Here is a 19,442-nt window from a genome sequence, read left to right as displayed (position 1 = left end):
CAGGTCACCATGTTTCCAGAACGCCTACGAAATCTCGCCATGCTGGTGCTCGATGATGCCGAGCGGGCCCGCCTGAAGATCGCCACCGCAGAGAGCTGTACCGGCGGCCTTGTCGCCGCGCTGCTGACCGATATTGCCGGGTCGTCGGCGGTGTTCGAGCGGGGCTTTGTGACCTATTCCAACAAGGCCAAGGAAGAGATGCTCGGCGTGCCCGGCGATGTGCTGGCTGACTTTGGCGCGGTGTCCGAGCCGGTGGCGCGGATGATGGCGGAAGGGGCGATGGCGGGCAGCCGGGCGAACATTGCCGTGGCGATTACCGGGGTGGCGGGGCCAGGCGGGGGTACACGGATGAAACCGGTGGGCACCGTGCATATTGCGTGTGCTCGGGAGAACCGGGCGGTGCTGCACGAGATGCTGCAACTGGGCGATATCGGCCGGGACGCGATCCGGATGGCGTCTGTCGAGGCGGCACTGAATTTGATCCAGGCGCAGACGCGGTAGGGCTGTTGCGCGCAGCGGCTTTGGCTTGTCGGTGTTTTTCTTCGACGGAGAGCTGCCCCACCCTATCCCTCCCCACCTCCGTGGGGAGGGGACCTGTTGCTCTGTGGGGAGAGGAAAGTTCTCCGATGGCGAAACCTGCCCCCTCCCCATGGCTATGGGGAGGGATGGGGTGGGGCGGCTTTCGGGCTTTCCGGGGTTTCAGACGATGCGTCACCCTCGATGCGCGTGAGCGCATCTGAGGGCCCATCTCCGGACCGTCAGGCGCGTGCCAGGGGTTGGGGCGGGAGCTGGGCCCTCAGATGGCCTGCGGCCATCGAGGGTGACGAAGGGGGGGGACGGAGGGAAAGCGTTTCACGCAGCAGGTTTGGCCGGACGCAGCGGGCGCTGGCCGGGGGATAGGCTGAATTCGGTTTTTGGGAATGGCTAGGAAGTGTCGGTGGTGGCCGGGAGGGCGCAGGCCCCCTTCGTCAGTCCGCTGCGCGGACTGCCACTTCCCCCGCTGGCGCAGGGGAAGATAACAGCGCTTGCCTCGCTGCTGAGAAAATCCGGAACGGCGCTTGACCAGCTTGGATCGCTCCACGGTTTGCGCGCCGGCTCTACTGGTCTGTAGGCGGAGGGGCTCGGCGCGGCGTCGCCGAGATATTCGATGCGGACGCCGCCCCACCACATGACGCGGATCATGGCCCCGCAGCGCCCGGCGGCGCGGACTTGCGCCACGGCGCGGCCGAGCTGCCAGATCAGCACCGGCCAGAAGAAGGGATGCACGAACGCAAAATATTGCGCGAGCGCGGGTTCCTTTCTGAGGCGGGCGAGGCTGAACATGCGGGAAGGATACGATGGGTGGCGGAGGGGGTGGACAAGGTTTGGGGGGATTTTTTGTAAGGGGTTGAGGGGATTGGGGATTTTGGTTGAGCTTGGGGGAGAATTTGTTGGATAGGCGGGGGATTGAGTGGAGAGCGGCCCCACCCTAGCCCTCCCCACCATGGTGGGGAGGGGATGTGTTGCGTTCGGGGAGGGGAAGCTCTTCACGAGCGGGATTTGCCCCCTCCCCGCCCCGCGGGGAGGGTTGAGGTGCCCGCGTTCACGAATGCGGCGTTTCTGGCCGCAATGAATCGTGAAACTGCCGTAATGTTGGCAATCGGGCGCCGCAGTCCTTTGTTTTCCTTGGTCTCAGCAACAAGGAGGGCTTTTTCTATGACGCGAGCTGTGTTTGAACCTGTAACGGCACGGGCCGAGCCCCAACATGCTTCCCGGCTCATGGAAAAGGATAAGGCGATGACGACACTGGCGCTGGTAGATGACGACGAGAACATTGTGGCCTCGCTGAAGATGTTCTTCGAAGCCGAAGGCTATCAGGTGCGCGCCTATCATGATGGTGAGTCTGCCCTGCCCGCGCTGACCGACTCCCCGCCCGACATTGCCATCCTCGACATCAAGATGCCGAAGATGGACGGGATGGAGCTGCTGCGCCGCCTGCGCCAGACTTCCGAGCTGCCGGTGATCTTCCTCACCTCCAAGGATGAAGAGATTGACGAGGTGATCGGCTTCAACATCGGCGCCGATGATTTCGTGCGCAAGCCCTGTTCCAACCGCCTCTTGGCCGAGCGTGTGAAGGCGGTTCTGCGCCGGGCGCGCGGGGCCTCGGCGGTGCCCGAGGAAGGCGATGTGAAAGCCATCGTGCGCGGCAAGCTGGTGCTCGACCCCAACCGCCATGCCTGCACCTGGGACGGCAAACCGGTGCGCCTGACGGTGACCGAGTTCCTGATCCTGCAGGCGCTGGCCGCCCGGCCGGGCTATGTGAAAAGCCGCGACCAGCTGATGGACGCGGCCTATGACGACCAGATCTATGTGGACGACCGCACCATCGACAGCCACATCAAGCGCCTTCGCAAGAAGTTCCGCGAAGTGACCGACGAATTCGATGCGATCGAAACGCTCTATGGCGTCGGCTACCGCTACACTGAATAGGCCGCCTGCGGAGCTTTATATCGGCGGCGCGGCGGACGAGGCCTCGCGCCTTGTGCTGGGCTATAGCCAGGCGCGCCGCCGGCTCCTGGAGCCGAAGGGCTGGCAGGTCCGCTATTTCCCGCATTACCGCATTCCCGAGGCGCTGGACTTTGCGCGCGCCATGGCGGGCGAAGGCCGGCCGCTGGGGCTGATCGGGCATAGCTGGGGCGCGGATGGCGCGCTGCGGGTGGCGCGGCGGCTGGAGGGCGAGGTGCTGCTGATCGGCGCCGACCCGGTGGCCAAGCCTGCCCTGCCGCTGGCGCTGTGGCAGGGGCGGCCGGAAGCGGCGCGCATCCTGGTGCATGTGGATGCCGTGGCCGAGGCGCCTGACCGGTCTGACCGGGTGAAGACGGTGGGGTATCTGACCGGCGGCGGGGTTCACCGCGCCTGGCGGGAGGCCGACCACAGGATCGCGACGCGGCTCAACCATTGGAACTTTGCCGGGATGATGGCGGCGAAGGGGCCTGATGGGCGCTCGGCCGAGGACTGGCTGGCGAGCCTGGGGACGGCCTAGCTGCCGAGGAGGCGGGAGAAATGCCAGGCCCAGTTGGGCAGCGAGAAGGTAAGCACCAGGAAGCCGATGCCGATAAGGGCGCAGAGGGGCGAATACAGGCGGCGGTTAAGGCTGAGATAAGGCTGTTCCGGCGCGGCGCGCTCGAAGGCCGGGAGGATGCCGACCAGGCCGCGCAGCAGGAACAACGCCGACAGAAGCAGCCCGACCGGCACGAGCAGGAATTTGAGAACCGTGAAGGTGGCCGCGTAATGCCCCATGATGATGGCCGCTCCGGCGCCGCAGAGCAGCAGGACGCCCAGAAGCGCAACCGAGGCGCGTGATGGCAGGCGGGTTATTCCCCTGCGCCCGACGACCGAGCGGGCCAGCGACTGCTCGTTGGGGAATGGAAATGGCAGGCCTGCGGCCCATATCAGATGGAGCAGGCCAAGACAGCCGAGCACAACCGCCAACAGGGTGCCTAGCAACGCCGCCACGTTTATCCTCGTCAGCTCACCCAGAATGGCCTTAATGATACATGCAGGTAGCGCTTGCCGCCAGTGCTGCGATTGAATAGCCAGATTGCCAGCTACGGCCCAGCCAGGAAAGAAAAAGATGTCCGATCCCGAAAACACCCTCCTTCTCGAAACCTCCAAGGGCAATGTCACGATTGAGCTGCGCCCCGATCTGGCACCGGGCCATGTGGCGCGGATCAAGGAACTCGCCCGTGAGGGGTTTTATGACGGTATCGTCTTCCACCGCGTGATCGCCGGCTTCATGGCGCAGGTCGGCTGCCCGAAGGGCAATGGCACGGGCGGCTCCAAGAAGCCGGACCTGAAAGCCGAGTTCAATGCCGAGCCGCATGTGCGCGGCACCTGCTCGATGGCGCGCACCTCGGCGCCGCATTCGGCCAACAGCCAGTTCTTCATCTGCTTTGACGATGCCCGCTTCCTGGACCGGCAGTATACCGTCTGGGGCAAGGTGACCGAGGGCATGGACATCATCGACCAGCTGGCCAAGGGCGAGCCGCCCCGTAACCCGGACCGTATCGTCAAGATGCGGGTCGCCGCCGACGCCTGATGTCGGACGGGGGACGCCACGGGAAGAAGGCGGGGGAGAAAGCTACCCCCCGCCGCAAGAACCAGAGGCGTGGCCCCACCCTCCTCGGCTCGCGCATTGCGCGGCTGATCTTTGCGTCAAACCTGGCGGGGCTCGCCATTCTCATTGTCGGCGCCATGGTGCTGAACGAGATGCGGGCGGGCTTCGTGGTTTCCAAGAAGCAGGACCTCGTCGCGCAGGCGCAGGTGTTCTCCGGGCTTCTGTCGGATGATGCGACGACGCCGGAACCGGCGCTGAACCCGGAAGCGGCACGCCTCGCCATCGCGCGGCTCAACCTGCCCGAGCGCATCCGGGCGCGTATCTATACGCCGACGGGCGAGATGGTGGCCGACAGCTATTTCCTCTCCGACATGGTGGACGTGGCCGCGCTGCCGCCGCTGCGGGAACCCGGATGGATTGCGCGGACGGGGCGGGATCTTTCCGAATGGGCGGGGGAAGTGTTCGGCGTCTTCTCTCCGCGCCGCAGCTCAGAAGCGCTCCGTACACAAACCTTCGAGGAAGAGTTCCGCGCTGCCGCGCTGGGCGAACAGGCCGCCAGCCAGCGCTTTTCCGACCGGGGGCAGCGGGTGATTTCCGTCTCAATGCCGATCCAGCGGGTGTCTGCGGTGGTCGGCGTGCTGGTGGTGGAAGGCAGCGACATTGACGAGATCATCCGGGCCGAGCGCGTGGCGCTGGTGCCGTTTGTGGGCGTGGCGGTGCTGATGGCGTTTGTGACGTCTATCCTGCTGACCATCGGGATTGCCCGGCCGATGCGGCGGCTGGCGATTGCGGCAGACCGTATCCGCGCGGGCTCCTCGGCGCGGATGGACATTCCGCAGCTGACCCGGCGGACCGACGAGATCGGAGACCTCGCCACCTCGCTGCAGGCGATGACCGAGGCGCTGATCGAGCGGATTGAAGCCAACGAACAGTTTGCCGCCGATGTGGCGCATGAGCTGAAAAACCCGCTGACTTCCATTCGCTCTGCCGTGGAGACGCTGGAGCGGGTGCAGGACCCGGATGCGGCCGCGCGGCTTCGCGCCGTGATCGCCTCGGATGTGAAGCGGCTGGACCGTCTGATTACGGATATTTCCAACGCCTCCCGCCTGGAAGCGGAGATGACCCGCCTGCCGAGCGAAACCATCGATATTGCCCGCTTCGTGCGCGATGTGGTGCATACCTATGAAGGGCTTTCCGACAACTCAGAGGCCGTGCATGTGGCGTTTACCGATGCGACGCTGGGCGCGCGGCTGCTGGTGCGGGGGCGCGAGGGGCCGCTGGGACAGGTGCTGCGCAACCTGATCGACAATGCGCGCTCTTTCTCCCCGCCCGGATCAAAAGTGGAAGTGCGCCTCGAGCAGACCAATTACGGGCCGCGCACGGTGGCCCGCATCCTGGTGGAGGATTCCGGCCCCGGCATTCCCGAAGACAAGCTGGAAACGATCTTCAACCGTTTCTATACGGACCGCCCGAAAGGCACCGCCTTCGGCAATAATTCCGGGCTGGGCCTTTCCATTGTGAAACAGATTGTAGAGACCCATCGCGGCGAAGTGTGGGCCAGCAACCGGACGGGCGGCGGCGCGCGGTTTACCGTGGACCTTCCGGCGATTTGACGCGTCAGCCGACGCGCAGGCGGGGGCGATAGCCCAGCCGCCCGGCGAGACGCTCCAGCCGCGCGGCGACTGGCCGCGTGAGATAGGCCGCCGCCTGTGGCCGGGAGGCGAGCCAGCCCATGGCTTTTGGAATGTCTTTCGCGCGCATCGCCATGGCAAAGCCCTCGAAGGCTTCGGCGGTTTTCAGGGCGGCTTCGTGCCGGCGCACGGCACGCAGACCTTCTTCCGACAGTTTCCCCGCATGACGCTTCAGGAATGGGGCGTAGACAGATCTTTGCAGCGTGTAGACATTGCCGCCCCGCGTGCGCGAGAGGGAGGCGGGGCGCACGGCGTAACGGTAGAGCGGCGCGGGATGGATGGCGAAGCGGGCGCCGGACGCCAGAAGGTCCGCCACGAACCAGCAGTCTTCGGCGACGCGCAGCTCGGGCACGTAAGATACGTCATGGCGCTGGAGAAAGTCGCGCCGCACCATGGGTTTGAGATAGCCGAGCATGGGCGTCCTGATGCCGGCGCGGTTGCCTTCCAACCAGGCGCGCAGATCCACCGGTTTGAGTTGGCCTTCCGGCTGGCCGAGATAGGGTTTCCCCTCCCCCATCAGCGCCTCGAACGGCACCAGAAGCATATCGTCCGCGATCAGATCGAGCCCGGCTGTCTCTGCGGCGGCGACCAGGGTTTCCAGGCGGGTGGGTTCGTAGCCGTCGTCTGAATCGAGGACGGCGATCCAGTCTCCCGCCACCTCGCTGTTGCCGAGATTGCGGGCGCGGGCGACGCCGCCATTCTGCTCTGCCCGGACGAGTTTGATGCGCGGGTCTCCCCCTGCTGCGGCCATGGCAACGGCCGCGGTGTCATCGGGCGAGCAATCGTCCACGATGATGAGTTCCCAATCCTGCAGGGTCTGCGCGCGCACGCTGGCAATGGCGAGGCCAATGAAGGCGGCCGCCTTGTAGGCGGGCATCACGACGGAGACTTTCGGCGCGGCCATTGGCTCCCCTCAGCAAACGGATATGCCGAGCTTATGCCCTCAACAGGGATAATAAAGCTTTTATGGCCGCGCGCGAATTCTAGCGGTTCTGGCGGTTCTCGATCAGGTCGTTCACCACTTCAGGCTCTGCCAGCGTGGAGGTGTCGCCCAGATTGGAGAACTCGTTCTCGGCGATCTTGCGAAGGATGCGGCGCATGATCTTGCCCGAGCGCGTTTTCGGCAGGCCGGGCGCGAACTGGATGAGATCGGGCGAGGCAATCGGGCCGATTTCGCCGCGCACATGCTGGACGAGGTTTTTCCGCAGCGCGTCATCGGCCTCACAGCCCGCGCGCAGGGTGACATAGGCGTAGATGCCCTGCCCCTTGATGTCGTGCGGATAGCCGACCACGGCCGCCTCGGCGACGGCGTCGTGGCTGACGAGCGCGCTTTCGACTTCCGCCGTGCCCATCCGGTGGCCGGAGACGTTGATCACGTCATCGACGCGGCCGGTGATCCAGTAGAAGCCATCCTCATCGCGGCGGCAGCCATCGCCGGTGAAATACATGCCGGGATAGGCGGTGAAATAGGTTTCCACGAAGCGCTGGTGATCTCCGTATACGGTGCGCATCTGGCCGGGCCAGCTGTCGGTGATCAGCAGGTTGCCATCGGCGGCGCCGTGGAGTTCCTTGCCTTCTCCATCGACGAGGATCGGCTGCACGCCAAAGAAGGGGTGCGAGCCGGCGCCGGGTTTCATGTCGGTCGTGCCGGGCAGCGGGACAATCAGTGTACCGCCGGTTTCAGTCTGCCACCAGGTATCGACGATGGGGCAGCGGGCTTCGCCGACCACATGGAAATACCATTCCCAGGCTTCCGGATTGATCGGCTCGCCCACCGTGCCGAGGAGGCGGATGGATTTGCGGGAAGTCTTGTTCACCGGGCCTTCGCCTTCGCGCATCAGGGCGCGGATGGCGGTGGGCGCGGTGTAGAAAATGGTGACCTGATGCTTGTCGCAGACCTGCCAGAAGCGGCTGGCGTCGGGGTAGGTCGGCACGCCTTCAAACATGACGCTGGTGGCGCCATTGGCGAGCGGGCCGTAGACGATATAGGTGTGGCCGGTGACCCAGCCGACATCGGCCGAGCACCAGAAGATGTCGTTTTCCTTCAGGTCAAACACATATTCATGCGTCATCGACGCCCAGAGGAGATAGCCGCCGGTGGTGTGCAGCACGCCCTTGGGCTTTCCGGTGGAACCGGACGTGTACAGAATGAACAGCGGGTCTTCGGCGTTCATCGGCTCAGGCGGGCAATCGGTAGACACAGTGGCGCCGATCTCGTGCAGCCAGACATCGCGGCCTTCGGTCATCGCGACATTGGCGCCGGTGCGGCGGACGACCAAGATTTTCTTCACCACGCCGCCAGAAATGGCGGCGGCCTTGTCGGCATTCGCCTTCAGCGGAACGGTCTTGCCGCCGCGCAGGCCCTCATCTGCGGTGATCACCACTTCGGAGCCGCAGTCGGCAATGCGCCCGGACAGCGCTTCCGGAGAGAAGCCGCCGAAGACGACCGAATGGACCGCGCCGATGCGCGCGCAGGCGAGCATGGCGTAAGCGGCCTCAAGGATCATCGGCATGTAGATGGTGACCCGGTCGCCCTTCTTGACGCCGAGTTCCTTCAGGACGTTGGCGAATTTGCTGACGGCGGTGTACAGCTCGCGATAGGTGACCGTGTGGCTTTCGCCGGGGGCGTCGCCCTCCCAGATGAAGGCGGCCTTGTCGCCGCGCTTTTCAAGGTGGCGGTCGATACAGTTGGCGGTGACGTTGAGCACGCCATCAGAATACCAGCGGACATGTAGGTCTCCGGTTTCCCAGGAGACATCCTTCACGATGGTATAGGGCTTGATCCAGTCCAGGCGCTTGCCCTGCTCGCCCCAGAAGGCGGCCGGGTCTGCGATTGAGGCGGCATACATCTCCCGATACTTTTCCGGGGTGAGGTTTGCCTGTTTCGCAAACGCCTCAGGAACTGGATACGTCTTTGAATGGTCGCTCATTGCCGACATTCCCTCCGCCATTTTTACGAGCCTTTCTATCAGAATGCATACTTTGTCGAGAAGGTGAAACGGCTAATCGACCCATCTGCGCCGCTCTCTTCCTCGCGGATGCCGTGCATGGCTTCAACCCCGAGGGTGACTTTCGGCGCCACATCCCAGAGTATCGCGGCGTAAGCCGACTGGACCGAGGCGGTTGTCGCCGCAGGCACATAGGACGGGTTGTCGAGGAAGAGGCCGGAATAGCCGATATTGAGGCGGGCAGTCTCGCCAAACGGGTGGCGCCAGGCGATCAGGCCGCCATAGGCCGGGATGGCTTCCAGCTCGCCGGCGGGGCTGAGCACAGCCTCCCGCCCGGCAGCAAGGCCCACATAGCGGCCAACGCCCTCGCCGCCCACCAGGTTGAAGCGGATGTCATCCCGCGCGCCCACCTTCAGGAGGCCCGAAACGGAGAGGCCATAGCCGAAGGTTTCTTCCGCAATGCCGGCTTCCTCGATGCGCAGCTGCCGCGCCAGACCAGCCAGAGACACGTTGCCGTAGTCTCCCTTCCAGTTATAGCGCACCACAGCATCGGGCAGCGTGTTGGCGTCCTGATTGCCGGAGGTGATCGTGGGGGTGTTGGGGTTTTCGATGGCGAACTGCCAGTTGCCATGGGTGTAGCGGATCTGTGGCTGGCGCACGAAGACCATGCCATCGGAGAGGATCAGAAAGCTCGCGCTTTCAGGAATGGCGGAGGTGTTCTGGAAGGTCGACCATTCCTGGCCGGCCAGCCAGTTGCCATAGGTGACGAAGGCCCGGCGCATGCGCGGCGAATAGGAGTTTGTCACCAGCTCATTGCCCTGCGCGGAGCCGAGGAAATCCATTTCCAGATAGCCGGTGACGCTGCCCTCCCCGGCCGGCTGGGAGGCGCTGATGAAGAAGCGCGTGGATTCGGCCGTGAAGTCGGTGAAGGTGGTGCTCTCGCCGCCGATGGGGGTTGAGCCGGGAATGTAGAAATCCCGGGCGATGCTGTTGGAGGCAATCACGCCGCCATCAAGATGGGTCACGTGTGCGTCCAGATCGATAAGACCGCCGATTTTCACGGTCGCGTCGCCCACCCGGAAGCCATCGGTCTTGGTCGGCGGCGCGGCAGGAGCAGACGTTGCCGCCATCTGGGTTTCTATACGGACGATATCGGCGTCGCCCTTCGCGCGCTCAGAAGCCAGCTCGGCCTTGAGTTCGGCGACCATTTCCTCCAGCGCGGCCAGGCGGTCTTCCAGCGCGGCCTGGGCGCTCGCCGTTCCCGTCAACGCCAGGCCAGCCGCTGACAGGAAGAGCAGTTTCTTCATGCAATTCATGGCGTTTCCTCCGGGAATTTCTTTTGTCTTTGAGGCAACTATCGTCAGCCGGAGGCAGGCGCGCTATTAGCAATAGGTGCTAAGACCAAAGTTCTACGACCAAGGTAGAAGCCGGGACTCGACTTGCGCCCTGCATTGCGTCAGGTTTGGCCTCGTGCCGCGCAGGTAGAAAAACGCAAAGCCGATCACGCGCACAGGGAGGACAGGATGAACGAGGGACCAAGCGTCCTCATCGTGGACGATCATCCCCTGTTCAGGGACGCGCTGGCGGTTGCCTTGCGCGGGGCCTATCCGTCTGGCGCGGAGGCGATGTTTGCCGGCTCTCTGGCAGACGCGCTGCGCCAGCTTGAGGCTGGCCCCTGCGATCTTGTGCTGCTGGATCTCAATCTGGGCGACACCCATGATTTTGAAGGGCTGACGCGCATCAAGACGAAGCATCCCTCCCTGCCGGTGGTGGTTGTCTCCGCAACCGAGGCGCCGCAGGCCTTCCAGACGGCCCGCACGCTCGGTGCCGCCGGATACCTGCCCAAGAGCCTGTCGCTGGAAGATCTGTCGGCCGCGCTGGCGACAACGCTGGATGGCGGCGAATGGTTTCCTGAAATGCCGGGCGCGTCCGTTGCCGACGCTTCAGCCGCCAGCCGGATGGCAAGCCTGACGCCTGCCCAGCGCCGCGTGCTCTCGGGCCTTGCCGAGGGCCTTCTCAACAAACAGATCGCGCATGAAATGGGCATCTCGGTGGCCACCGTGAAAGCCCATATGACGGCGATCTTCCGCAAGCTGGGTGTTCTCAACCGCACGCAGGCGCTGCTGATCTATCAGGAAGCCGTTTCGGCAGGCGATCACCCGGCTGCCTGAACCTGCAGGCGCCGGGCGCACTCTCCCAGGAAACGCTTGAGGCCGGCCGGGCTTGCAGGCTTGCGCATCAGGGTGATGCCGGAGGCGGTGGCCAGGTCGGCCAGAACGTCATCCGCAGCGGCCGTGATGAGGAGCGCGTTGCGCGGCTCCGAAAGGGAGGCCTGCGCGGCGGAAATCACATCAAAGCCCGTAAGATCGGCCCGCAGATCATAATCGGCAATCATCACATCCGGCGGCGCGCTGGCGAAAAGCGACAGGGCCTCCCCCGGCGTCCGGCAGACGCGAATATGGCAGCCCCAGCCCTCCAGCAGCAGGCGCATCGCCTCGGTGATCGAGGTCTCGTCATCCACGAACAGAACTTTGAGCCCGGCAATCTCCTTTTCCGGCGTGGGGGCGGCGTCGGCGGGGCGTGCCCGCTTGACCGGCGCAAGCTGCGCGGCCGGAACCGACACCCAGAACACGCTGCCTTTTCCCACCCAGCTGCGTACCCCGATACCGCACTTCATGATGGCCGCCAGCCGGCGGGCGATTGCCAGGCCGAGCCCGGCGCCGCGTTTGCCGGTATTGTCCACATCCGAAAACCGGCGGAACTCTTCAAACACATGTGGCAGCAGGTCTTCTGCGATGCCCGGACCGGTATCCCAGACCTCGATCTGCACCTGATCGCCCCGGCGGCGGGCGCCGACCAGCACAGCCCCCGAACGGGTGTAGCGCCGGGCATTGGAGATGAAATTCCGCAGGATGCTTTTCAGGAAATCCGGATCAGCCTCCACCGCCAGGCGCGTGGGAACGAGGCGTATCCTGATGCCGACTTCCTCTGCCATCGGAATGTTTTCATCGACAAGGTCTTCCAGCAAAGGCCCAACGGGCAGGACGACGGGCGCAGGATCGACCATCGCATGATCCAGACGGGAGACATCCAGAAGCCCCCGCAACAGCTCATCGGCCGACTGGATGGCGCGGTCTGCCTTCTCTATGGCTTCCGGCATGCTGCGCCCGGCACTCGCCGCGCCGAGCAACAGCCGCGCCGCGTTCAGCGGCTGGAGCAGATCATGACTGGCAGCGGCCAGAAACCGCGTCTTGGAGGCATTGGCGCCTTCGGCCGCCTGCCGCGCGGCGAGCAGGTCTGCCGTGAGACGTTCCAGATCGCGCGTCCGCTCGCGCACGCGTTCTTCGAGGGTTTCGTTCGCCTCGATCAGGGCCCGCTCGCGCAGCTTGTCAGCCGTGATGTCGGTGAAGGTGGTGACATAGCCCCCGCCGGGCATCGGCGCGCCGGTAATGCGCAGCCAGCGGCCATCGGGGATCTGGCGCTCGCGCGTATGCGGACCGCCCGCTTTCATGTGATGGATGCGGCGGCCGATCTCCTGTTCTGCAGTGCCGCCGATCCACCCGCCGGCGATGTTGTGTGCGATCAGCCTCTCAACCGGCGTGCCGACCCGGCAGAGTTCAGGCGGATACTGGAAGAGGTCGACATAGGCCGAGTTCCACGCGACGAGTTTCTGATCCGCGTCCACCACGCTGATGCCCTGCGCAATATTTTCCAGCATCGACTGCAGCATATGCCGCTCGAAACGCTCTGCCTGGGTGCGGGAATCGAGCATCGACAGCACGTCCGGCAGGGCAATGTTCTTCCCGCCGAGGGCTGATGCCAGCACGATGCGCGCCGAGGACGCGCCCAGTGCGCTGGCCAGAAGGCGCTCCGTGCGCTGAACAAGCCGCCAGTCGGCCGGTTCGTCGCCGGTTGCCACAATCCCCGTCGCGCGTGCAAATTCCTCAAAGGCATGATCGACGGCTTCGGCAGACAGAAACCGTGCGGCCAGCGTCTTGAGGCCATTGGGGGATGCCCCGCGCAGGGCGGTGGCATAGCCTTCTTCATTCCGGCTGCCCTCGCTGGCTCCGACAAAGGCGGCTGCCTGTATCCGGTCCCGCAGGCGCTCGCGCGCCTGAAGGGAGATGAGGATCATCAGGGCAAGGTTGAGACCAATGCTCCAGACCGCGCCATGGGTGAGCGGGTCGCCGAAGCTGAGCCCGAACAGGGCGTGGGGGTCAAGCCAGCCGGGCATCTGTGAACTGACGGTATCCCAGCCAAGGATCGAGGGCAGGAAGAGCGTGTAAAGCCAGATCACCATCCCGGCGATCATGCCCGCCAGCACGCCCGCACGCCGCGCCCCGCGCCAGTAGACTGCCGCCACGATTGCCGGGGCAAACTGCGCCGCCGCCACGAAGGCGAGGAGGCCAATCTGCGCAAGCGCGTCGCCCGGCCCGGCGACGAGATAATAGCAATAAGCCAGCAGGAGCAGCATCACGATGACGATGCGGCGTGTGGTGACGAGGCGCGCGCCGGCATTGGCGCTGAAGCTGGAGAGGCTGCCCGAGCGCATCAGGGCGGGCACGATCAGATCGTTCGTCACCATGTTCGAGAGCGCGATGGTGGACACGATCACCATGCCTGTGGCCGCCGAAAAGCCGCCGAGAAACACCAGGGTGGCGAGCAGGTCGCTGCCCCGCGCGAGCGGCAGCTGCAGCACGAACAGGTCTGCCGGATAGGCGCCGGCGAACAGGCCAAGCCCGGCCAGCGTGATCGGCACGACGACGATGGTGGTGAGGAAGAGATAGAGCGGGAAGAGCCAGCGGGCGAGCGTCATCTCTCCCTCATGGCGCCGCTCGATCATCGCAACATGGAATTCATGCGGCAGGCAGACAATCGCGGCCATCGACAGAAAGATGATCGCAATGAAGCGGCCCGAGGGCGCCTCGACCGGGAAGACGCTGGCCAGGGGCGGCGCGTCGGGAATGCTGCCCGAGCTGAGCAGGATCAGCGACAGGATGGCAACTCCGGCCAGCGCGCCAAGTTTCACCAGCGCCTCGATGGCCAGGACACGCATCAGCCCGGTATTGGAGCGGGTGGCATCGGGAAAGCGCGTTCCGTAGAGTACCGAAAAGGCCGCGAGCGCCAGCGCGGTGACGAGCACCGTCTCATCCCCCGGCGCAAAGCCCGGCCCGGCCGCCCCGGCAAAGGCCTCGAAACTCATGCCGATGGATTTCAGCTGAAGCGCAATATAGGGCAGCCCGCCCATGACCGCCGCCAAGGTCGCGAAGGCGCCCACCGCCCGGCTCTTGCCATAGCGGGCCGAGAGAAAATCCGACAGGGATGACACGCTCTCGCGCTTGACGACCTCGCCGATGCGCCGGAGGAGGCCGGGCATCAGCAGAAAGACAAGCGCCGGGCCAAGATAGATCGGCAGATAGTCCCACCCGCTTTCCGCCGCCGTGCCGACCGCGCCGAAATAGGTCCAGGAGGTACAGTAGACGGCCAGCGCCAGGGGAAAGATGAAACGGTTTGGCCTGAAGCCCGGGCGCTCCTCATCCCGGTCGCCACGCGCCGCGATGGCAAACAGGCCGGCCATATAGATGACCGTTGCAATCAGGATCAGCCAGGCGGGCATTTCAGATCAGGAACCTCCAATCGGGAGCTTTGCTCGGACAGAGACCTCCGCGCAAGGCGCCCGGCTGATAACGGGAACGGGCGGCCCCCTGCTGGAGACCGCCCGCCACCGGACAGGCGCAGGAGGGCACGCCTATTCGGCCGGAGCCATGCCTGCATCGGCGATGCCATGGGGCCTGCGCTGGCCGGGCACGCGGATGTCTTCCACGAGATCCTGAATATCCTTCGGCGGAGCTTTGGTGGCGAGCGCCACGACAACCCCGACAATGATCGAGAGGATCATGACCACGAAGCCGATGCCTTCCGGCGAAACCCCGAGGAACCATTCCTCCGGCCCGGCATCCTTCCCTGCGCCCAGCTTGAAGTGCCAGATGTAGATGAAGGTCGGGACAAGGCCGGTGAGCATCGAGGCGATGGCCCCTTCCCGGTTCATCCGTTTCCAGAAGATGCCGAGCAGGATCACCGGGAACAGGGACGCCGCCGCCAGGCCGAAGGCAAAGGCCACGACCTGTGCCACGAAGGCAAGCTGGGCTGAATAGATGCCCATGAAGCCGGCCCCCATCACGGCGCCCGCTGCCGCCAGACGCGCCACCCGCAGCTCGCTCTTGTCCGACATGCCCTTGAAGAAGGTGCGCCGGCAAAGATCGTGGCTGACCGCCGAGGAGATCACCATCAGGAGACCGGCCGCTGTTGACAGGGCCGCGGCAAGTCCGCCCGCCACCATCAGGCCTACTACCCAATCGGGCAGCTGCGCGATCTCGGGGCTCGCGAGGACGGCGATGTCGTTGTTGATGGTGACTTCATTGGCCAGACCATCGGGGGCATTGGGCCCGCGGATCTGCATGATGCCGTCGCCATTCTTGTCTTCAAATCCGACAAGCTTGGTGATTTCCCAGCGGGTGAACCAGGCCGGGGACGGCGTCACGCCTTCTGCTTCAAGGGCCGCAGCCTGGGCCGCATAATCCTCACCCGGTGCCACATAGGTGGTTTCGTTGACGGTGTTGATGACATTGAGACGCGAGAAGGCGCCGACGGCCGGAGCCACGGTATACAGCAGCGCGATGAAGACCAGCGCCCAGCCGGCCGACAGGCGTGCATCGCTGGGGCGCGGCACGGTGAAGAAACGGATGATGACGTGCGGCAGGCCTGCCGTGCCAAACATCAGCGCCGCGGTGATGCAGAAAACGTCGAACGTGGTTTTGTTCGTGGTCGTATATTCGGCAAAGCCAAGGCTGGTGAGCGTGTCGCTGAGCTTCTGGATCATGGATACGTCTTCACCCTTCACATTGGAGATGAATCCAAGCTGGGGGATCGGATTGCCGGTCAGCATCAGCGAGATGAAGATCGCCGGAACCGTATAGGCGAAGATCAGCACCACATATTGGGCGACCTGGGTGTAGGTGACGCCCTTCATGCCGCCGAGCACGGCATAGACGAAAACGATCCCCATACCGATGAAAATGCCGGTGTTGAAATCCACGCCCAGGAAGCGCGAGAAGGCAATGCCGACGCCCGACATCTGACCGGCGATATAGGTGAAGGAAACAAACAGCGCGCAGATGACGGCCACAAGGCGGGCTGTATCGCTGTAATACCGGTCTCCCACAAAGTCGGGCACTGTAAACTTGCCGAACTCGCGCAGGAACGGGGCGAGCAGCAGGGCGAGCAGCACATAGCCCCCCGTCCAGCCCATCAGGTAAACCGAGCCGCCATACCCCAGGATGGCAATCAGGCCCGCCATCGAGAGGAAGGAGGCCGCGCTCATCCAGTCTGCAGCGGTGGCCATGCCGTTGATGACGGGGTGAACCCCGTGGCCGGCCACGTAGAAGTCGTTGGTCGACCCGGCGCGTGCCCAGACGGCGATGCCGATATAGGTGGCAAAGGTTGCGCCGACCCAGAAGATTGTCCAATCCATGTCCGCCCCCTTTAGCCTTCGATCCGGTATTTCCGCTCAATGCGGTTCATGGCGATGCAATAGTAGAAGATCAGCGCCACGAAGACGTAGATCGAGCCGTTCTGGGCAAACCAGAAGCCGAGCGGCGCGCCGCCGAGCTTCACCCCGTCCAGAACCTCACGGAACAGGATGCCTGCCCCGAATGACACCAGGAACCAGATCGCCAGGAGCGCCAGCGTCAGCCGGATGACCTCCTTCCAATAGGCTTTCCCGTCGATCTCGGGCCTGCCAACTTCAGGCGTAGTTTCAGACTGGTTGTGTGACATGTCGCATTCCTCCCTGGCCATGTGCCTCATGCGGTATTCCGCTGATGGCACGCTGCGACAGGCCGGGCCGTTCGTACAGGTGGACCTTGGTCTAACGCCGCAGGGGAAAGCCCGAAGGCTGTTGCCATCGCCGCAGGTTCGGCGTGAAATCCGGAAAGAGGGCAAAGACGGCCCCACCCACCGGGGAGGACTTCGATTTGATCCACAAGACAACGCCGCTTCCGCCCCTGCCTGCCCAGCCGCCCGGCACACCCTGGCCGACGGAAGACTGGCCCCAGGCCCCGCTGGACCCGGGCGTTGCCGAAAGACTCCAGCCCCTCCTCGACCAGGCCTTCAGCGATCCCGCGCCGGCAGAAATGGGCGAAACCCATGCCTTCCTCGCCGTGCAGGGGGGACAGGTCGTGGCCGAGCGCTACTGGACGGGCTTTGACCGGGAGAGCACGCATCATTCCTGGTCTCAGGCCAAGAGTATCACCCAGGCTCTGGTCGGCATCCTCGTGCGCGAGGGGAAGATCGACATCCACGCCCCCGCCGATGTGCCCGAATGGCAGGGCGCAGATGATCCACGCCGCGCGATCACGCTGGACCAGCTGATGCGCATGTCGAGCGGGCTGAAATTTGCCGAAGACTATGTCGATGCCGGGGTCTCCGATGTGATCGAGATGCTGTTTGGCGCAGGCAAGGAAGATGTGGCCGCCTATGCGGCGAAGTCGCCGCTGATCCATCCGCCGGGCACCGTGTGGAGCTATTCGAGCGGCACCAGCAATCTCGTCGCCCGCGCGGCGGCGCGCGCCTATGGCGCCTCGGGCGAGGCGTTCGGCGAATTCATGACCCGCGAGCTGTTCAAGCCGCTCGGCATGGGCTCAGCCCAGCCGAAATTCGACAAGGCGGGCACCTTCATCGGCTCGTCCTTCTGCTATTGCACCGCGCGGGACTTTGCCCGGTTTGGCCTGCTCTACCTGCGCAATGGCGTGTGGGATGGGCAGCGTCTCCTTCCCGAGGGCTGGGCCGACTATGCCCGCACGCCGACGCCCGTGCCAGCGACCGAGCGGCTCGGCTATGGCGCGCATTGGTGGCTGGGCATGGCGGGGCCGGGCAGCTTCTCGGCCAATGGCTATGAGGGGCAATATACTGTGCTGGTGCCCGATCTCGACCTGATCCTGGTGCGCAATGGCAAATCGCCCAATGAGAAGAAAGATCTGGTGATGGACTGGATGGGCGCGGTGGCGGGGTGTTTCCGGCTTTGACTCCCCTCTCCCTCGGGGAGAGGGGTTGGGGGTGAGGGGGCGCAACATTTCCTCAAAATGCGGGACTCGCGGTGACGCCGCTCCCCCTCAACCCCAACCCCTCTCCCCAAGGGAGAAGGGGCTTTACCCTCCCCTGCCGCCTCCGCTTGCCATTTCTGCTGTCCCCGCGTATAGGCCGCCGTTCAGAAAGGGCGGCGCCAGGCCGTACCTGTCAGGTTCCGACCTTACCTTACGGAAGGCACGGTCCAGGGCGAAAGGAAAACAAATGTCCAAAACTCAGATCGTATTCAATGTCGAAGTGCGCGCGCGCGTTGGCACCGGCGGCGCCCGTGAAGCCCGCAAGAACGGCCTCGTTCCCGGCGTCCTCTATGGCGGCGACATCGCCCCGGTGGCAATCAGCCTCAAGAAAAACGAAGTGATCAAGGCGATCGAGACGGGACAGTTCCTGAACTCCACCGCGACCCTGGTTCACAAGGGCGAGCGCCAGCTGGTGATCCCGCAGGGCATCCAGATGCACCCGGTTTCCGACCAGCCGATGCACGTCGACCTGCGCCGCGTGAAACTTGACCAGATCATCAAGGTCGAGGTTCCGGTTCACTTCAAGGGCCTCGAAGTTTCGCCGGGCCTCAAGAAGGGCGGCACGCTCAACGTCGTGCGCCACTCGGTCGAACTCAACGTTCCGGCTGGCAATATCCCCGAAGCCCTGGAAGCCGACGTGTCGGCCCTGGAAATCGGCGACAACGTCAAAATCTCCTCCATCACCCTGCCGGAAGGCGCCGAGCCGGCGATCACCGACCGCGACTTCACCATCGCGACCATCGCTGGCCGCGGCGGCAAGGCCCAGGCCGAAGATGCGGCAGAGGACGCTGCGGGTGCTGCAGAAGTGCCTGCCACCAAGGTGGCCGCACCCAAGAAAGATTGATCCTTTCTGGACAATTCAGGGGCCGCCAGTCACAAGCTGGCGGCCTCTTTGATTCTGAGCCTGCCTGACAGGAGCGACCCGCCATGCTGATCCTCTCCGGCCAGGGAAATCCCGGTGCCAAATACGCCAGGAACCGGCACAATGCCGGTTTTATGGTGATTGACCGTATCCACGACACGTATGGCTTCGGTCCGTGGCGCGCGAAGTTTGAGTCCGAGATTTCCGAGGGCACCATTGATGGGAAGAAGGTGCTGCTGATGAAGCCGCAGACCTTCTACAACGAAACCGGACGTGCTGCGTCGAAAGCGCTGACCTTCTACAAGCTGCAGCCGGAAGACGTGACCGTGTTCCATGACGAGATTGATCTGGCGCCGGGCCGGCTGCGCGTGAAGCGCGGCGGGGGGCATTCGGGCAATAATGGCGCGCGCTCGATGATGGCGCATATCGGGGAAAATTTCCGCCGCATACGGATTGGCGTTGGCCATCCGGGCGACAAGGCGATGGTGATGCCGCACGTGCTGTCGGACTTCCACAAGGTGGACCTGGAATGGTTCAATCCGATGACGGACGCCATCTGCAAGGCCCTGCCCTTCCTGCTGGCCGGGGAGGATGAACGCTTCCAGACCGAAGTGATGCGCCTGGCGCCCGCGCCGAAGCATGATCCGAAGCAGACGGCGAAGAAGGGTGAGGGCTAGGTTTCCC

The 19,442-nt window shown here is 64.4% G+C and carries 17 protein-coding genes; 9 read left to right on the top strand and 8 right to left on the bottom strand.

Annotation, left to right across the window (positions count from 1 at the left end):
* The first annotated feature begins 9 nt into the window (after positions 1-9).
* A complete protein-coding gene (locus tag C0456_RS00735) occupies positions 10-501 on the top strand; it encodes a CinA family protein (protein WP_291047396.1) in 492 nt (163 codons plus the stop codon).
* A gap of 423 nt (positions 502-924) precedes the next feature.
* Here C0456_RS00735 and C0456_RS00730 read toward each other — a convergent pair whose 3' ends face one another.
* Positions 925-1,323, bottom strand: coding sequence for a hypothetical protein (locus tag C0456_RS00730; protein WP_291047394.1), 399 nt, complete (start codon positions 1,321-1,323; stop codon positions 925-927).
* A gap of 453 nt (positions 1,324-1,776) precedes the next feature.
* Between C0456_RS00730 and C0456_RS00725 the strand changes: the two genes are divergently transcribed.
* Together C0456_RS00725 and C0456_RS00720 are read left to right on the top strand one after the other, a co-directional pair.
* Positions 1,777-2,469 carry a response regulator transcription factor gene (locus C0456_RS00725; protein ID WP_162545432.1) on the top strand — a complete coding sequence of 231 codons (693 nt, stop codon included), beginning with the start codon at positions 1,777-1,779 and terminating at the stop codon, positions 2,467-2,469.
* Entirely contained in the window at positions 2,441-3,022 is a 582-nt protein-coding gene (locus C0456_RS00720) for a hypothetical protein (protein ID WP_291047392.1), read from the top strand. Before C0456_RS00725 ends, C0456_RS00720 begins: the two co-directional genes overlap by 29 nt.
* On the opposite strand, the gene C0456_RS00715 is transcribed toward C0456_RS00720, so the two are convergent.
* Complete coding sequence (locus C0456_RS00715) at positions 3,019-3,495, bottom strand: DUF3995 domain-containing protein (RefSeq protein ID WP_291047391.1); 477 nt, start codon at positions 3,493-3,495, stop codon at positions 3,019-3,021. The genes C0456_RS00720 and C0456_RS00715 overlap by 4 nt on opposite strands.
* Before the next feature lie 118 nt (positions 3,496-3,613).
* On the opposite strand from C0456_RS00715, the gene C0456_RS00710 reads away from it, so the two are divergent.
* Positions 3,614-4,078 (top strand): peptidylprolyl isomerase, encoded by a 465-nt coding sequence (locus C0456_RS00710; protein WP_291047389.1) that lies wholly within the window; start codon positions 3,614-3,616, stop codon positions 4,076-4,078.
* The gene (locus C0456_RS00705; RefSeq protein ID WP_291047388.1) at positions 4,078-5,709 is read left to right on the top strand and encodes a stimulus-sensing domain-containing protein; all 1,632 of its coding nucleotides are present in this window, start codon (positions 4,078-4,080) and stop codon (positions 5,707-5,709) included. The genes C0456_RS00710 and C0456_RS00705 overlap by 1 nt, the downstream gene beginning before the upstream one ends.
* Positions 5,710-5,713: 4 nt before the next feature.
* On the opposite strand, the gene C0456_RS00700 is transcribed toward C0456_RS00705, so the two are convergent.
* From C0456_RS00700 to C0456_RS00690, 3 genes are all read right to left on the bottom strand, one after another.
* On the bottom strand, positions 5,714-6,691 hold the full coding sequence (locus C0456_RS00700) for a glycosyltransferase family 2 protein (protein ID WP_291047386.1): 978 nt from the start codon (positions 6,689-6,691) through the stop codon (positions 5,714-5,716).
* Between the two features lie 79 nt (positions 6,692-6,770).
* Positions 6,771-8,717: an acetate--CoA ligase gene (gene acs, locus C0456_RS00695; protein ID WP_291047384.1), complete on the bottom strand. Its 1,947-nt coding sequence runs from the start codon at positions 8,715-8,717 to the stop codon at positions 6,771-6,773.
* Positions 8,718-8,755: 38 nt separating this feature from the next.
* The gene (locus C0456_RS00690) at positions 8,756-10,042 is read right to left on the bottom strand and encodes a DcaP family trimeric outer membrane transporter (RefSeq protein ID WP_291047382.1); all 1,287 of its coding nucleotides are present in this window, start codon (positions 10,040-10,042) and stop codon (positions 8,756-8,758) included.
* Positions 10,043-10,258: 216 nt separating this feature from the next.
* Between C0456_RS00690 and C0456_RS00685 the strand changes: the two genes are divergently transcribed.
* Positions 10,259-10,906, top strand: coding sequence for a response regulator transcription factor (locus C0456_RS00685; protein ID WP_291047381.1), 648 nt, complete (start codon positions 10,259-10,261; stop codon positions 10,904-10,906).
* On the opposite strand, the gene C0456_RS00680 is transcribed toward C0456_RS00685, so the two are convergent.
* The 3 genes from C0456_RS00680 to C0456_RS00670 form a co-directional block, all read right to left on the bottom strand.
* Positions 10,891-14,352 carry a PAS domain-containing hybrid sensor histidine kinase/response regulator gene (locus C0456_RS00680; RefSeq protein ID WP_291047380.1) on the bottom strand — a complete coding sequence of 1,154 codons (3,462 nt, stop codon included), beginning with the start codon at positions 14,350-14,352 and terminating at the stop codon, positions 10,891-10,893. The two genes, C0456_RS00685 and C0456_RS00680, sit on opposite strands and share 16 nt — an antisense overlap.
* Before the next feature lie 132 nt (positions 14,353-14,484).
* Positions 14,485-16,266, bottom strand: a complete 1,782-nt coding sequence (locus C0456_RS00675; protein WP_291047379.1) for a sodium:solute symporter family protein — start codon at positions 16,264-16,266, stop codon at positions 14,485-14,487.
* An 11-nt stretch (positions 16,267-16,277) separates the two neighbouring features.
* Complete coding sequence (locus C0456_RS00670; protein ID WP_291047377.1) at positions 16,278-16,571, bottom strand: DUF4212 domain-containing protein; 294 nt, start codon at positions 16,569-16,571, stop codon at positions 16,278-16,280.
* Positions 16,572-16,768: 197 nt separating this feature from the next.
* Between C0456_RS00670 and C0456_RS00665 the strand changes: the two genes are divergently transcribed.
* The 3 genes from C0456_RS00665 to pth all read left to right on the top strand — a co-directional run bounded on the left by C0456_RS00665 (position 16,769) and on the right by pth (position 19,435).
* Positions 16,769-17,818 (top strand): serine hydrolase, encoded by a 1,050-nt coding sequence (locus C0456_RS00665; RefSeq protein WP_291047375.1) that lies wholly within the window; start codon positions 16,769-16,771, stop codon positions 17,816-17,818.
* Positions 17,819-18,083: 265 nt separating this feature from the next.
* Positions 18,084-18,740, top strand: coding sequence for a 50S ribosomal protein L25/general stress protein Ctc (locus C0456_RS00660; RefSeq protein WP_291047374.1), 657 nt, complete (start codon positions 18,084-18,086; stop codon positions 18,738-18,740).
* Between the two features lie 83 nt (positions 18,741-18,823).
* Positions 18,824-19,435, top strand: a complete 612-nt coding sequence (gene pth / locus C0456_RS00655) for an aminoacyl-tRNA hydrolase (protein ID WP_291047372.1) — start codon at positions 18,824-18,826, stop codon at positions 19,433-19,435.
* Positions 19,436-19,442: the final 7 nt, after the last annotated feature.

Origin of the sequence: Hyphomonas sp., assembly GCF_013823385.1 — a bacterium.
GTDB lineage: Bacteria > Pseudomonadota > Alphaproteobacteria > Caulobacterales > Hyphomonadaceae > Hyphomonas.
This window is presented reverse-complemented; position numbering and strand designations above follow the sequence as displayed.

Excerpts from the sequence above, each read along its gene's own strand:
- pth (WP_291047372.1), top strand. The coding sequence starts at position 18,824 with ATGCTGATCCTCTCCGGCCAGGGAAATCCCGGTGCCAAATACGCCAGG.
- C0456_RS00730 (WP_291047394.1), bottom strand. The coding sequence starts at position 1,323 with ATGTTCAGCCTCGCCCGCCTCAGAAAGGAACCCGCGCTCGCGCAATAT.
- C0456_RS00725 (WP_162545432.1), top strand. The coding sequence starts at position 1,777 with ATGACGACACTGGCGCTGGTAGATGACGACGAGAACATTGTGGCCTCG.
- C0456_RS00670 (WP_291047377.1), bottom strand. The coding sequence starts at position 16,571 with ATGTCACACAACCAGTCTGAAACTACGCCTGAAGTTGGCAGGCCCGAG.
- C0456_RS00660 (WP_291047374.1), top strand. The coding sequence starts at position 18,084 with ATGTCCAAAACTCAGATCGTATTCAATGTCGAAGTGCGCGCGCGCGTT.
- C0456_RS00720 (WP_291047392.1), top strand. The coding sequence starts at position 2,441 with ATGGCGTCGGCTACCGCTACACTGAATAGGCCGCCTGCGGAGCTTTAT.
- C0456_RS00690 (WP_291047382.1), bottom strand. The coding sequence starts at position 10,042 with ATGAAGAAACTGCTCTTCCTGTCAGCGGCTGGCCTGGCGTTGACGGGA.
- C0456_RS00700 (WP_291047386.1), bottom strand. The coding sequence starts at position 6,691 with ATGGCCGCGCCGAAAGTCTCCGTCGTGATGCCCGCCTACAAGGCGGCC.
- C0456_RS00675 (WP_291047379.1), bottom strand. The coding sequence starts at position 16,266 with ATGGATTGGACAATCTTCTGGGTCGGCGCAACCTTTGCCACCTATATC.
- C0456_RS00710 (WP_291047389.1), top strand. The coding sequence starts at position 3,614 with ATGTCCGATCCCGAAAACACCCTCCTTCTCGAAACCTCCAAGGGCAAT.
- C0456_RS00735 (WP_291047396.1), top strand. The coding sequence starts at position 10 with ATGTTTCCAGAACGCCTACGAAATCTCGCCATGCTGGTGCTCGATGAT.
- acs (WP_291047384.1), bottom strand. The coding sequence starts at position 8,717 with ATGAGCGACCATTCAAAGACGTATCCAGTTCCTGAGGCGTTTGCGAAA.
- C0456_RS00705 (WP_291047388.1), top strand. The coding sequence starts at position 4,078 with ATGTCGGACGGGGGACGCCACGGGAAGAAGGCGGGGGAGAAAGCTACC.
- C0456_RS00680 (WP_291047380.1), bottom strand. The coding sequence starts at position 14,352 with ATGCCCGCCTGGCTGATCCTGATTGCAACGGTCATCTATATGGCCGGC.
- C0456_RS00685 (WP_291047381.1), top strand. The coding sequence starts at position 10,259 with ATGAACGAGGGACCAAGCGTCCTCATCGTGGACGATCATCCCCTGTTC.